Source organism: Bradyrhizobium sp. BRP22, from assembly GCF_020194175.1.
In the GTDB taxonomy this organism is placed as follows: Bacteria; Pseudomonadota; Alphaproteobacteria; order Rhizobiales; family Xanthobacteraceae; genus Bradyrhizobium.
Genome location: NZ_JADYVX010000036.1, coordinates 16,772 through 30,042 on the forward strand (window position 1 = coordinate 16,772; position 13,271 = coordinate 30,042).

12 protein-coding genes and 1 pseudogene are annotated in these 13,271 nt (G+C 61.0%); 10 read left to right on the top strand and 3 right to left on the bottom strand.

The annotated features are described in order from the left end of the window. The first annotated feature begins 152 nt into the window (after positions 1 to 152). From I6F35_RS31740 to I6F35_RS31755, 4 genes are read left to right on the top strand one after another with little or no spacing between them, the layout of a single operon-like run. On the top strand, positions 153 to 656 hold the full coding sequence (locus I6F35_RS31740; protein ID WP_225121581.1) for a VOC family protein: 504 nt from the start codon (positions 153 to 155) through the stop codon (positions 654 to 656). A 5-nt stretch (positions 657 to 661) separates the two neighbouring features. Further along, the gene (locus I6F35_RS31745) at positions 662 to 1,882 is read left to right on the top strand and encodes an acyl-CoA dehydrogenase family protein (protein ID WP_225121582.1); all 1,221 of its coding nucleotides are present in this window, start codon (positions 662 to 664) and stop codon (positions 1,880 to 1,882) included. A 10-nt stretch (positions 1,883 to 1,892) separates the two neighbouring features. Further along, the gene (locus tag I6F35_RS31750; RefSeq protein WP_225121583.1) at positions 1,893 to 2,384 is read left to right on the top strand and encodes a flavin reductase family protein; all 492 of its coding nucleotides are present in this window, start codon (positions 1,893 to 1,895) and stop codon (positions 2,382 to 2,384) included. Between the two features lie 12 nt (positions 2,385 to 2,396). Further along, positions 2,397 to 3,086 carry a TetR/AcrR family transcriptional regulator gene (locus tag I6F35_RS31755; RefSeq protein ID WP_225121584.1) on the top strand — a complete coding sequence of 230 codons (690 nt, stop codon included), beginning with the start codon at positions 2,397 to 2,399 and terminating at the stop codon, positions 3,084 to 3,086. Here I6F35_RS31755 and I6F35_RS31760 read toward each other — a convergent pair. From I6F35_RS31760 to I6F35_RS31770, 3 genes and pseudogenes are all read right to left on the bottom strand, one after another. Further along, positions 3,054 to 4,043 (bottom strand): Gfo/Idh/MocA family oxidoreductase, encoded by a 990-nt coding sequence (locus I6F35_RS31760; protein WP_225121585.1) that lies wholly within the window; start codon positions 4,041 to 4,043, stop codon positions 3,054 to 3,056. The genes I6F35_RS31755 and I6F35_RS31760 overlap by 33 nt on opposite strands. Further along, positions 3,982 to 4,937: pseudogene (locus I6F35_RS31765) on the bottom strand (polysaccharide deacetylase family protein). The gene I6F35_RS31760 and the pseudogene I6F35_RS31765 overlap by 62 nt, the downstream one beginning before the upstream one ends. A 37-nt stretch (positions 4,938 to 4,974) precedes the next feature. Beyond that, positions 4,975 to 6,078, bottom strand: coding sequence for an LLM class flavin-dependent oxidoreductase (locus I6F35_RS31770; protein ID WP_225121586.1), 1,104 nt, complete (start codon positions 6,076 to 6,078; stop codon positions 4,975 to 4,977). 103 nt (positions 6,079 to 6,181) lie between these two features. On the opposite strand from I6F35_RS31770, the gene I6F35_RS31775 reads away from it, so the two are divergent. From I6F35_RS31775 to I6F35_RS31800, 6 genes are all read left to right on the top strand, one after another. Beyond that, positions 6,182 to 7,159: a LysR family transcriptional regulator gene (locus tag I6F35_RS31775; RefSeq protein WP_225121587.1), complete on the top strand. Its 978-nt coding sequence runs from the start codon at positions 6,182 to 6,184 to the stop codon at positions 7,157 to 7,159. A 106-nt stretch (positions 7,160 to 7,265) separates the two neighbouring features. After that, positions 7,266 to 8,147 (top strand): xanthine dehydrogenase family protein subunit M, encoded by an 882-nt coding sequence (locus I6F35_RS31780; protein ID WP_225121588.1) that lies wholly within the window; start codon positions 7,266 to 7,268, stop codon positions 8,145 to 8,147. Next, complete coding sequence (locus I6F35_RS31785) at positions 8,144 to 8,623, top strand: (2Fe-2S)-binding protein (RefSeq protein WP_225121589.1); 480 nt, start codon at positions 8,144 to 8,146, stop codon at positions 8,621 to 8,623. Before I6F35_RS31780 ends, I6F35_RS31785 begins: the two co-directional genes overlap by 4 nt. Next, positions 8,620 to 11,010: a xanthine dehydrogenase family protein molybdopterin-binding subunit gene (locus I6F35_RS31790; RefSeq protein ID WP_225121590.1), complete on the top strand. Its 2,391-nt coding sequence runs from the start codon at positions 8,620 to 8,622 to the stop codon at positions 11,008 to 11,010. Before I6F35_RS31785 ends, I6F35_RS31790 begins: the two co-directional genes overlap by 4 nt. A gap of 47 nt (positions 11,011 to 11,057) precedes the next feature. Beyond that, a complete protein-coding gene (locus tag I6F35_RS31795; protein ID WP_225121591.1) occupies positions 11,058 to 12,314 on the top strand; it encodes an ABC transporter substrate-binding protein in 1,257 nt (418 codons plus the stop codon). A gap of 69 nt (positions 12,315 to 12,383) precedes the next feature. Next, positions 12,384 to 13,268 carry a branched-chain amino acid ABC transporter permease gene (locus tag I6F35_RS31800; RefSeq protein WP_225121635.1) on the top strand — a complete coding sequence of 295 codons (885 nt, stop codon included), beginning with the start codon at positions 12,384 to 12,386 and terminating at the stop codon, positions 13,266 to 13,268. Positions 13,269 to 13,271: the final 3 nt, after the last annotated feature.

The window sequence follows — 13,271 nt, forward strand, 5'->3', positions numbered from 1 at the left end:
GAAGCGTGCCGATTATCGACGTGTTCGGCCATCATACGGATCATCGACGCTCAGCTTGCGCCGCAAGGTGCGGTCCATTTCAGTCTTGCATTCGACAACGAAAGACCATATTTATCACTCGATAATCAAGAAGACCAAAGGGAGCGCGCGCCATGAAGGTTCTGGGATTCAACCATCTGTCCGTGGGTGCGAAGGATCTGGAAGCCTCGATGCGCTTCTACAAGGAGGTGCTCGGGCTCGAGCCGATACCGACCTACAATTTCGGCTTCAAGACGCGGTACCTGCGCTGCGGCGATCTTCAGCTCCACATTTTTGAATTGCAGGACCACATTCCCGTGTACCAGCACTTCGCGATCGATGTGGATGATTTCCATACAGTTTATGAGCGCGCCAAGGCGCTCGGCGCACTAGATTCAACCGCATTCCGCAATTGCGTAAACGAACTGCCCGACGGATGCGTGCAGATGTATCTGCGTGATCCAGCGGGCAACCTGATCGAAGTGGATTGGCCGGATGTGAACACGCTCGACCGCTCGAAAATTCCCGAGATGAAGCTGCTGAGCGAGTTCGCCGCACAAGATGCCGAAGGCTTTCGCGCCTCGCTATATCTTGACCGACCACACATGAAGCCGAACCGGACAGGTCGGGGCAGGTGAGGGCGATGGCAAGCATCCTTCAACCAGCCAATGGCGAACGCGATGCTGCCGACAAGATATATGCAGCGATGTTCGAGCGTGCGCGAGAACTGTTGCCGCGCCTTCGTGAACGGGCGGCGACCACCGAACAACTGCGCCGCCTACCGCCCGACACCGAACGGGAGCTGCATGAGGCGGGGCTGTTCAGGCTCCTGCAGCCGAAACGGGTCGGCGGTTCGGAGCTGGATTATGTTGCTCTGGTTGATTTCGCCGAGGTCATCGCCGTTGCCGACGCATCGGTGGCATGGAACTTGGCCAATCTCGCCAGCCACCACTGGATGCTCGGCATGTTCGATCCGCGAGCTCAGGATATGGTCTGGAAGGAGAATCCGGACGCGTTGATAGCATCGTCGTTCGTATTTCCCGCAGGCCGTGCCCGCAAGGTCGCAAACGGCTATCGCATCTCCGGGCGCTGGCCGTTTTCTTCAGGCGTCGATTCGAGCGGCTGGAACATGCTCGCCGGCATCGTTTCCAGCGACGACGAGGCAGAGGGGATCGAGCACCGGATCTTTCTGGTTCGGTCCGCGAATTATCGCATCATCGAGACCTGGGACTCCAGCGGACTCAGGGGAACAGGATCCAACGACGTAGAGATCGAGGATCTCTTCGTTCCCGATCACATGACGCTTGCAGTGCGCGACGTCGCTGGAGGACCGACGCGCGGCAGCACAGTCAATCACAACCCGCTGTATGCGCTGCCGGTGTTCTCGCTGTTCCCCTTTGTGCTGTCCGGCGCAGCGTTAGGCAATGCGCAAGGCTGCCTGGATGACTATATCGAGATCGCTCGGCATCGAGCGTCAACCTATAATCGGATGAAGCTCGGGGATCTGCAGACCACGCAGATCAAGATTGCGGAAGCATCCGCCAAGATTGACGCGGCGCGGCTGATCATGCGCCGAACCTGCATCGAGGCGATGGCCGATGCAAGACGCGGACGGATTCCGGATATTGCCGAGAAAACGCGTTATCGCCGCGATGGCGCGTTTTCGGTCAATCTGTGCACCGAGGCAGTTGGACTATTGTTTACGGCGAGCGGGGCGCGTGGCCTTTACACGGCAGGAACGCTCCAGCGTCAATTCCGCGATGCGCACGCGATCAACGCCCACATCGCCTTTAGCTTCGATGCGGCAGGTACCAATTACGGACGGGTAGCTCTCGGCCTGCCGTCCGAAAACCTAACGCTGTAGCGAGCTGCAAATGGCCGCCGCGCCATTGGACGGACGGGACTTTCGAAAGGCGCTGGGAAGCTTCGGCACCGGCGTCACTATAGTCACGGCTGCTGCTGAGGATGGCAGGCCCGTCGGCCTGACCTGCAATTCATTCGCGTCCGTCTCGCTCAACCCGCCACTCGTGCTGTGGAGCCTTCTGGTCTATTCACAGAGTATGAGCGTCTTCCAGAACGCCGCGCATTTCGCCGTCAACGTGCTCGCAGCCAATCAACAGGAATTGGCTGCGCGCTTCGCGGCCAGCATGGCCGACAGGTTTGCAGGAACCGATTGGCGAAGCGGGCTCGGCGGCGCGCCCTTGCTGGCCGGCACTGCAGCGAACTTCCAGTGCCGCACGGCGGACCGGTATTACGGCGGCGACCACATCATTTTTCTTGGAGCCGTGGAGAGCTACGCCTACAACGATGCCGAGCCGCTGCTCTTTGCACGCGGCGAGTTTGGCCGCTTCAGCCCTGGTGTGTGATCCTCGCTTATCATGAACAAGAAACCGCCTACCTCCGCCCGCCCCAAATCCAAGCGCCTTTCGCCGGAGGACCGGCGCCAGGAATTCATCCGCAAGGCAACCGAATTCTTCGCTGATGAAGGGTTCAATGGCGGCACGCGGGAGCTGGCCCGTCGCCTCGGCGTTACCCAGCCGCTGCTGTATCGCTATTTTCCGAGCAAAGACGATCTGATCGAGGAGGTCTACAAGAAAGTCTATCTCGAACCGCTCGAGAGCGGTTGGGAGAAGCGTCTGATGGACCGCTCGCGACCGATCCGCGAGCGGCTGTGTGAATTCTATAACGCGTACACAGACGCTATCTTCACGCGGATCTGGCTGCGCATCTATCTGTTTTCCGGTCTGAAAGGGCTCGAGATCAATCGAGCCTACGTCAATGTGGTTCGTGACAAGATCCTGACGCGCATCGTCAGGGAATGCCGCGCCGCTGCCGATCTGCCGGCTCAGAAGCCCACGGCGGCTGAGCTCGAGATGGCTTGGGTCTTTCACGGCGGCATTTTCTATTATGGTATCAGGAAATACATCTACGAGGCATCGGTGCTTGAGGATAAGGACAAGATGATCGCGGATGCCGTCGACGTTTATCTTGCAAGCTTTACGCGGATCGCCGAGCCGCGCCGGCTCTCGAGACGATCAGACCGTCTCCAGCTTGCCGGTGAGGACTGAACGCTGCACGGCCTCGAACACCCGAACGCCGTAGCGCATTTCGTCATGCGTCACGGGATAGACTCCATCACCGCGAATCGCGCGGCCGAACGTCTCCAGATTATCGCGCACGGCTGGATGCGGGGGATAATAGGCGATATGCCGGTCGGAGCCTCGAACGACCCGGGTCACGTCCCAACCGGTCGGCCTTTCCGGATGAGTGCGATCTCGAATCTCCATCCAACCATGTGATCCGAGCAGGGCGAGCCGGCCCATGAAGGGGGTGGCGAGGATTGCAGTCAACGCTGCGGTGGTGCCGCCCTCAAAGCCGAGCGTGATCGACAGCGTGTCGCCATTTGCAAAATGGCTGCCGAGTGTGGCCAGCCGCGCCCAGACGGTCGTGGGTGTTCCGAGCAAGGCAACTGACAAGTCGACAAGGTGAATGCCGGTCGCCGACAACGGTCCTGCCGGATTTGCAGTTGCGGAGAGCCTCCAATTGTCCGGCGGCAGATCGAGAAACTTGTCCTGGCTGAAGTTGGCTTCAACCATCAACGCCTTGCCGAACTCGCCCGCTGCGAGCCTCTGCCGCAGTTCGACGACCGCCGGCTCGAAGCGACGCTCATGACCAATGCCCAGCTGGACCTTCGCCGCCTTCACCGCTGCCAGCGCACGGTCCACATCCGATCCGGTGGTGCATAGGGGCTTTTCGCAGAAAACGTGCCGACCGCTTGCCGCAGCTGCAACGATCTGATCAGCATGGCGGTCCTGCGGCGTGCACAGGATGACCGCTTCGATGTCGCTTCGGCTCAAGGCGGCTTCGGAATTGTCGGCGGTCTCTAAGCCTTTTGCCTCGGCGGCCGCACGGGCAGCCGGTGCCGGATCCACGCCGAGCACCGGCCGGATGATCGAGCTTTCGCTAAGATTGGCGAGGATCGTCTGGCCCCACCAGCCGAGGCCGATGACGGCGGCTTTGATCATGATGCGCGCCCCGTACCCTGAACCTTGGCCAGTGCCTCTCGCGATACCAGTCGCCGATCTCGCTTCCTGTCATCAGGGCGACGCCGTCATGGGCAATGACGTGGTCGAGGATCTGCTCGAGATCGCCGATCCGATGCGGCACGCCGGTGATGTAGGGATGGATCGAAATCGCCATGACACGGGCGTTATCCGCTCCCTCCTGATACAGCCGATCGAATTGATCGATGCAGCGGCGCAAAGACTGCTCTGAGGCAAATGCTGGAGGGCGTGCACGACGATGTCGTTGGTCTCAACGGTGTATGGAATGGTCGTGATCCGGCCGTATGGCGTATCGATGTCCTGCGGAAGATCGTCGATCACCCAGTCAGCGACGTATTCGATCCCGTGTCGGCGCAGCAGATCAAGCGTTTCGCCCGTCTCGGTAAGACCGGGGCTCTCCCACGAACGCGGCGGCTTGCCGGCGAACGTCGCGATAATGTCGACCGTGCGCTTGATGGCATCGCTCTGGTCGTCGACCTTGTGCATGGGGCCCTGCAGAAAGCCATGGCCCATGAATTCGAAGCCGGCCTCGCGCGCCGCGGCGGCAACTCGCGGATAGGATTGGCAGACACTTCCGTTGATGGCGAGCGTGGTGGGAATGTTGCGGTCGGTGAGTGCCTTGAACTGACGCCAGAACCCGGCGCGCATGCCGTATTCGTGCCAGGACCAGTTCGGAACGTCAGGCAGCAGTGGCTGCCCCATGGGAGGGCTCAGCACGGTGCGAGGCATCGCATGTTCGATGCGCCATTCCTCCACGTTGAGGATCACCCAAACGGCGAGCCGTTTTCCGCCGGGCAGCTCAAGCTTCGGCCGGTCGATCAGCGCCTGGTGAGGAATTCGCTCCGACAGCGCCACGGGATATCTCCTCTGTCTTCTGCCGATCCTCGTCAGTTCAGCCTGCCACCATTCGTCGTGACCTTCCTGACTGCAGGCGGGGCAACACCTTTTCAGCCATAAGGATCATGGAGCGGCGCCCGAGCTCGCGATCCTTCCAGTCTTTGCCCGCATAGAGCAAGGTTCCGAACTCACCAACCTGCTCCTGAAAGGCGAGCAGTTTGTCGGCCACGCTGGAAGGGGTTCCGTAGATGACCAGGCGCTCACAAATCGATTCGAGGGTGACCTCCTCATCCGGCTGGTCGCGGTGTGTCTTGAACAGTTCGATGCGGCCATTCTTCTTCAACTTGGTGAAGAGCGAACGGTAGTAGTTCACGTAAGGTCCATCGGGATCGGTAGCGTAAGCCTTGGCAGTGGCTTCATCCTCGGCGACGAAGATGCTTTTGGCAACGCGCCAATTGGCAGGATCCGCCGTTCGCCCCGCACGCTGGCAGCCCTCGACATATCTCGGCCAATGGCTCTTGACCCAGCCAGGCATCAGGAAGTTCGCCGAAATCGGCTCCCAACCGCGGGCGGCAGCCTCAGTGACACCTCTCGAGAAAGGTGCAACGGCCGTAACCACGATCGGCGGATGCGGCCGCTGCAGCGGGCGCGCGATATAGCCCTGTCCGATCTCCGTCATCGTGGTTCGTGCCGTGGAGACCGACCAATATTTGCCCTTGATGTCGTACGGCGGTTCGCTCTGCCAGATCGCCAGCACTTGATTGATTGCCTCCACGAACATTTCGTTGCGATCAGCGTCGAGATTGCCAAACAGCTCGGCGTCGGACAGAAGGCCGCCGGGGCTGATTCCGAAGATCAGCCGTCCCTCGAGCATGTGGTCCAGCATGGCAATTGACGCTGCGACGGCAGCGGGGTGCGCATTCGGCAGGTTGACCGTTCCGGTGCCAAGGCGGATCTGTTTGGTCGCAGCTGCAATCCAGGCGATGAACGCGGTGCACGAGGTGATGTTTTCGGCGCGATCGGTCACGTGTTCGCCGACATAGGCTTCGCTGAACCCGAGCTCGTCCGCTAGCATGAAGGCTTCGCGGTCCTCCTGGAGCGACTGGCGCCAGTCTTTTTGCAGCGGGTGCATCGGCATGGTGAAGAAGCCGAGTTTCATGGACGTCATCCTGATTGAAGGCCTCCACGAGAGTAGCCATTGCCGGGCGCAAGAAAAATGATAATTCTTGCTCCCTCGCATTAGCTAATTTGATGGGAGAACTATGGTCTCGCTGCGGCAGCTCCGGTCCTTTATCGCCGTGCATGAGGAAGGCTCCTTCACCGCGGCTGCGCTCCGCGAGGGCGCGACGCAGTCCGGAATTTCGCAGCATGTGGCGCAGCTGGAAGAGGAACTCGGCGCAGCGCTGTTCGAGAGGCACGGTCGCAACGTTGCGCTTACGGCGGCAGGACGTACGTATTACGAAGAATGCATCGCGGCGCTGAAGCGGCTCGACGTTGCGGCGCGGAAGGTCGCTGCCGAGAAACCGAGCGGACCCCTTCGCGTCGGCCTCATGCCGACCTTCACGCGGTCGCTGCTGCCGCCCGTGCTCGAGCGTTTCCTGCTCGCGGCGCCGGCGGTCCAGATTCATATTACCGAGGCCTATTCCGGCGTCCTTACCGACATGGTGCGGGCGGGGGAGCTCGACTTTGCCGCAGTGCCCGCGTTCTCCGGAACGCCCGGGATCTCGCAGCGTCTCTTATTGCGCGACCGTGAGATGCTGGTGCGGGCGCGCCCGCGGAAAAGGGGCGGCAACCGCACCTGCCCGATCCGACTGTCCGACCTCGGTCCTTTGAAGGTCGTTGTGCCGGGCTGGCAGAACACCCGCCGCGGCAACATCGAAACTTATTTCGCCGCGAATGGGATCGAGATCGCTCAACGGTTGGAACTCGACGCCATGATGGGTACGCTGCAATTCGTCGCAGCGAGCGACTTCGTTGCGATCCTGCCCTTCATTATGATGGTGTCGGACGTAAAGGAGGCGCGATTTGAAATCCGGCCGCTCGAGGATCCGCCGCTTCATTCCGAATTCGTCCTAATTGAGCCGGCACGCAAGGCGATCTCCCCGGCAGCGGCACTATTTGCAAGGCTCCTCAAGGAGGAGGCGGCGCGTGCAGAGGCGCTGTTTGACCGCATGATCATGAGCGGCCTGTCGGTACCCCGGCCGGGCCGAAAGGCGCGGGGCACCCGTAGGCCCAAGTGATCGATCGATAAACAAACTTGACGTTTGGCAACTTGCAACGTCTAATCCGCTGTAGGCCGGCACCATAAGGCGGCTTGACGAAAAGACCTGGGAGGATGGCTGGCCAATGAAAGCTCCGGCTTTCAGTTATGTGCGCGCGGAGAGCGTCGAGCATGCGCTCGAGCTGCTGTCACGCCATGGCAACGCGGCGAAGATTCTGTCCGGTGGGCAGAGCCTGCTGCCCGCGCTCAATCTGAGGCTTGCCGCCCCCGCTGTCCTGATTGATATCGGTCGGCTGGATGAGCTGCGCGGTATCAAGCTTCGTGACGATGTCGTCACGATCGGCGCGCTTACGCGCCACGCCGACCTGCTGACCTCGGAAGAAATATCGGCCAGCCTACCGCTGCTGCGAAAGGCCGCAGCCCATGTCGCGCATCCCGCCATTCGTAATCGCGGCACCATTGGCGGAAATCTTGCGCATGCTGATCCGGCATCCGAATTCCCTGCCTGCATGCTCGCACTTGATGCGAGAATGGTCATTCGAGGCGAGGGCGGCGAACGGCGCGTCAATGCGCGCGATTTTTTCCGCGGTATTTACGAGACCGCACTCGAACCACACGAACTGCTTGCCGCGATTGAAGTTCCGCGGCCCCAGCCAGGCTCGCGCACTTACTTCCATGAATTCGTCCGCCGCAGTGGCGACTACGCCATGACGGGTCTCGCCGCTCTTGCGCACGTTGATGGCGCGCAGCTCGGCGATCTGCGCCTCTCATACTTCGCCATCAGCGATCGCCCGCACCTTGCGCGCGCCACCTCTCATTTGGTCGGCGTTGAGATCACTGCCGAGCGCATTGCCGAGGCGCAAGCCGAACTGGACGCCGAGCTCGACCCCCCGGACGATCAGCAGGCTAGCGCAGCCATGCGCCGGCATTTTGCGCGGCTGCTGCTATTTCGCTGCGTGGCAGACGTTCTCGGGCGGCCGGAGCTTGCGATGGAGGCGGTGAGGTGACAACCACCCGCATTGCGCTCACGGTCAACGGCGAGAGCGTCAGCGCGGACGTGCCGGCGCGGTTGAACCTTGCCGACTTCGTGCGCGACCAGCTTGGGCTGACAGGCACTCACGTGGGCTGCGAGCACGGGGTATGTGGTGCGTGCACCTTGCGCGTCGATGGCGAGATCGTTCGCAGTTGCCTCACGCTCGTCGTACAGGCGGATGGCTGCGCGGTAGAAACCATCGAAGGCCTGTCCGACAGCGGCGAGATAGCCGATCTCCAAGCCGCTTTCCGTGAACGCAATGCGCTCCAGTGTGGCTATTGCACGCCGGGAATGCTGATGACGGCGCAGGATCTTCTGCGCAAGTGTGCAAACCCGGAACGAACTGAGATTCGTGAGCATCTCTCCGGCAATTACTGTCGCTGCACCGGCTATCATGCGATTGTCGATGCCGTCGAGCGTACGGCCAAGGCGAGGCAGCGCCGTTCATGATTAGCTCAAATCAGCCCAAGTGCCTGACCGCGCTGGATCGGCCGAATTCCTATATCGGCCAATCCGTGCCGCGCCCCAACCTTGCCCGCCTGCTGCAGGGACGGGGTCAGTACGTAAGTGACCTCGTGCTGCCGCGCATGATCCATGTTGCGTTCGTGCGCTCGCTGCATGCGCATGCGAGGATTTCCGCGATCAATACCGAGGCCGCCAGGGCCATGCCTGGCGTGGTCGCCGTGGTGACCGGCCGCGAACTAGCTGATGTCGTGACTCCCTGGGTCGGGGTGTTGTCGCACCTGAAAGGTTTGAAATCCGCACCTCAGCACGCCATGGCAATCGATCGGGTCTGCTGGCAAGGCGAGGCGGTTGTCGCAGTTCTGGCGAGCAGCCGGGCGCTCGCCGAAGATGCGGCGGAAGCAGTCGAAGTCTCCTACGAAGAGTTGCCGGCAGTCACGGATATGCGCTCGGCGCTCGACCCGGCAACGCCGGCGATCCATCCCGATCTCGGCGACAATCTTGCATTCGAACGCAATCATGACGCCGGCGCGGTAGATGCGGCGTTTGCCGAAGCCGACGAAGTGGTCGAGGTGGAGTTTGTTTTCGGCCGTCATACCGGTGTGACGCTGGAGCCGAGATCGGTTGTTGCCGACTGGAATGCGGGCGAGCGCCGTCTCATCATATATCAGGGCACCCAGGCGCCGCATATGGTGCAGAACATCGCGGCAAAGCATCTCGGCCTTGCCGAGCAGCAGGTGCGCGTCGTGTGCAAAGATGTGGGCGGATCATTTGGCATCAAAGTTCACATCTATGCCGACGAGATGGCAACCTACGGTCTTGCGAAACTGCTTCGCAGGCCGGTGAAGTTCGTGGCCGACCGGGTCGAGAGCTTCAATACGGACATTCACGCGCGTGATCACATCTGCAAGGGACGTATCGCGGTTAATCGCAACGGTTCGATCAAGGCCTTCGAGATCGATGATCTGACGGGGATCGGATCTTACTCAATGTATCCGCGCACCAGTGCGATCGAGGCGAACCAGGTCGTCAACCTTGTCGGCGGGCAATACACCACGCCCAATTACCGGGCGCGGGCACGGGTCGTTTTCCAGAACAAGAACGTTACCTGCCAGTATCGCGCGGTGGGGCATCCGATTGCCTGCTCGGTCACCGAAGGTCTTGTCGACCTTGCCGCGCGCCGCATCGGAATGGATCCGGTGCAAATCCGGCGTCTTAATCTGATCGGCGATGATGCCTATCCGTGCGCCTCGCCGACGGGATTGCGCTTCGAGGCGCTTTCGCATCATGCATCGCTTCAGAAATTGCTGCAGATGATGGACTACGACGCGCTTCGTGCTGAACAGGCGCGGCTACGTGGACAGGGAATTCATCGCGGTATCGGCCTTGCGAGTTTCATTGAGGTCACCAATCCTGGCGCCGCCTTCTATGGGGTCGGCGGCGCACGCATTTCATCCCAGGATGGCGTGACGGTTCGGCTCGATGCCGCAGGTTCGGTGACCTGCTACACCAGTATCACAGAGCAGGGCCAGGGCTCGGAAGCGATCACGGCCCAGATTGTTGCCAGTGGGCTCGGCGTATCGATCGACCGCGTGCGTGTTGTCCTCGGTGACACCGATGCAACGCCTTATGGCGGAGGCACCTGGGCTTCGCGAGCGGCCGGAATCGGCGGCGAGGCTGCGCTGCAGTCGGCCAAGATGCTGCGCGGCAATATCCTCCAGGTTGCGGCAGCCATCCTGCAGGCGCGTCCTGAGGACCTCGACATCAGCGATAATGCCGTAGTGGATCCGTCAAGCGGAGAACGCAAGATCGAACTGTCTGAGCTGGCCCGCATCGTCTTCTTCCGGCCTGACACGCTTCCGCCGGGGCTGCAGCCGGAAATGGTCGCGACGCGACACTTCGTTCCGCGCGAATACGGTTTTGCCTTCACGAACGGAATCCAGGCCTCATGGCTGGAGGTCGATACCGCAACCGGCTTCGTCAGCCTGCTCAACCATTGGGTGGTCGAGGACTGCGGTACGGTGATCAATCCGCAATTGGTGGATGAACAGATCCGCGGCGGTGTGGTCCAGGGGCTCGGTGCCGCCTTGTTCGAACACTGCATCTACGATGAGCGAGGCCAGCTCACCAACGCCAATATGGCCGACTATCTCGTGCCCATGGCCGCCGAGATGCCGGATATCGCGGTAGGTCACGTGGTTACGCCAACCAAGGAAAGCGAACTCGGCGCAAAGGGGGCTGGGGAGGCGGGTACGGCGGGCGCGGCCGCCGCTGTCGCCAATGCAGTCAACGATGCGCTGTCGCCGTTTGGCGTCTCCATTACGGAGATCCCGCTTACCCCGCGCGTGATTTTATCCGCGCTTGGACGCATATGATGTAGCCTGCACACTCAATCAAAGAAAACACAGCCAGGGAGGAATGGATGACCGAGGATAACAAGTTGACATCGAAGCGCATGAGTCGCCGCCGCGTGCTCGCCTCCGCGGGCGTTGGCGCGCTGGTTGCCGCTTCGCCTTTTCGCATCAACCTGGCGATGGCGCAGGAGCCCACCATCAAGGTCGGCTTTCCGGTGCCGCTGACTGGTCCATATGGCACCGAAGCCCAGGACCAGGTGCGAGCTGCCGAGGTGGCGATCGCGGAGTTCAACGAAAGCGGCGGTCTCAATGGTCGCAAGGCCGAGTTGCTCGTTCGCGATGACAAGCTCAATCCGGGTGAGGCGGCGACACGTACGCTTGAGTTGGTAGAAAAAGAGAAGGTGAATCTCATTGTCGGCAGCCTGTCGGCCGCCGTTCAGCTCGCCGTCAACAACGTCACCAAGCAGCGCGGCATCATCTTCAATTCGATCAGCCAGTCGGATACGATCAACGAAGCCTCCGATTTCAGCAAGTTCACGTTCCATGAGGCGCTCAATCCGCACATGACCGCCGGCGCCGTCGGCCGCTATGCTTTCCCGAAGTTCGGCAAGAAGGTCGCCTTTCTCACGGCGGACTATGCCTACGGTCATGAGATGGTGCGGGGCTTCCAGGAGGCCGGAAAGGCATTTGGCATCGAGACGGTCACCGACGTTCGCCACCCGATCGGCACGACGGATTTCTCGGCGCTGTTGCCGCGGATCCAGGCATTGAAGCCGGATATCCTGTGCATCAGCAATTTCGGCCGAGATCAGCAGATCGCGCTCAAGCAGGCCACCGACTTCGGCATGAAGAAGTCGATGAAGATCGTCGCGCCCATTCTGCTCTATACCGGCAGAGTGGCCGCTGGCGCGCAGGCTTTCGATGGCGTCGTAGGGGGCACATCCTACTACTGGGGAATCGAAGACAAGGTGGCTTCCGCGAAGGCGTTCAATGACCGCTTCCGGAAGATGCACGGCGGCAAAGTGCCTTCCGACTACGGCGCGCTCGGCTATGGCGGCGTGAAGACCTTGCTGATGGGGGCGCGTGCTGCCGGATCGCTGGATGCCGAGAAGGTCATCGCAGCGGTCGAAGCATTGAAGTACGACTACTACAAGGGACCGCAATATTACCGCAAATGCGACCACCAGTCGGTGCAGTCGGTTTTCATCATCGAGTCCAAGGCGACCCCGCAGAAGGGCGATGCCGATGTCTTCAATGTCATCAGCACCGACGAGCCGAACGAGGCCAATCTGCGGACCTGCGAGGCGCTAGGCCATAAGAGCTGATCCGATTTGCCGGACGCGCCTCCGGTTGCGCCCGGCCTTCTTGTCTCAATCGATCGCAACTGGGACGTCATGGCTGGATTGAGTTTCGACCTGATTGCGCTGCAGCTCTTCACCGGGCTGGCCCTCGGCGCGATCTATGTGCTGTTCGCCATTGGCCTGTCGCTGATTTTCGGCATGCTGACCGTGGTCAATTTCGCCCACGGGGCTTTCTACATGGTGGGGGCCTATGCCGGGCTTTTCCTGGTATCGATGGGCGGCAACTTCTGGATCTGCCTGGTGGCGGTGCCGCTTCTGATCGGCACTTTCGGCATGATCGTCGAACGTTTCCTTGTGCGCCCGCTGTACGGACGGGGCATAGATTATCCGCTGTTGCTGACGTTTGGTCTCTCCTACATCATGATCGAACTGATCCGAATCGCATTCGGCACCAGCGGTTATCCGTTTGATACGCCCGAACTTCTGCAGGGCGCCGTCGACATCGGCGTCGGCTATTTCCCGCTGTACCGGCTGTTCGTCATCGGCGCGACGGCGGTGGTCCTTATCGGCTTGTGGCTGTTCCTCGAACGAACCAATTTCGGTCTGATCATCCGCGCCGGCGCGCGCGATCCGCAAATCGTGCGGGTGCTCGGGGTTGATGTCAGCAGGGTCTGGCTGATCGTTTTCGGCATCGGGACCGCGATCGCCGGATTTGCGGGCCTTCTGGCCGCACCGCTGCAGGGCGTGATCCCTGAAATGGGCGCGACCATCCTGGCCGAGGCGTTCGTGGTGACCGTCGTCGGCGGCATGGGCTCGATCGGCGGTGCGGTGCTGGCCGGGCTGCTGGTGGGGGTTGTTGTCAGCATGACCTCACTGTTCGCCCCTGAAATGGCCAAAGTCTCCATCTTTGCGCTGATGGCGATCGTGCTGCTGGTCCGGCCACAAGGTTTCTTTGGCCGCGCAGGGTTGATGAGTTGAAAC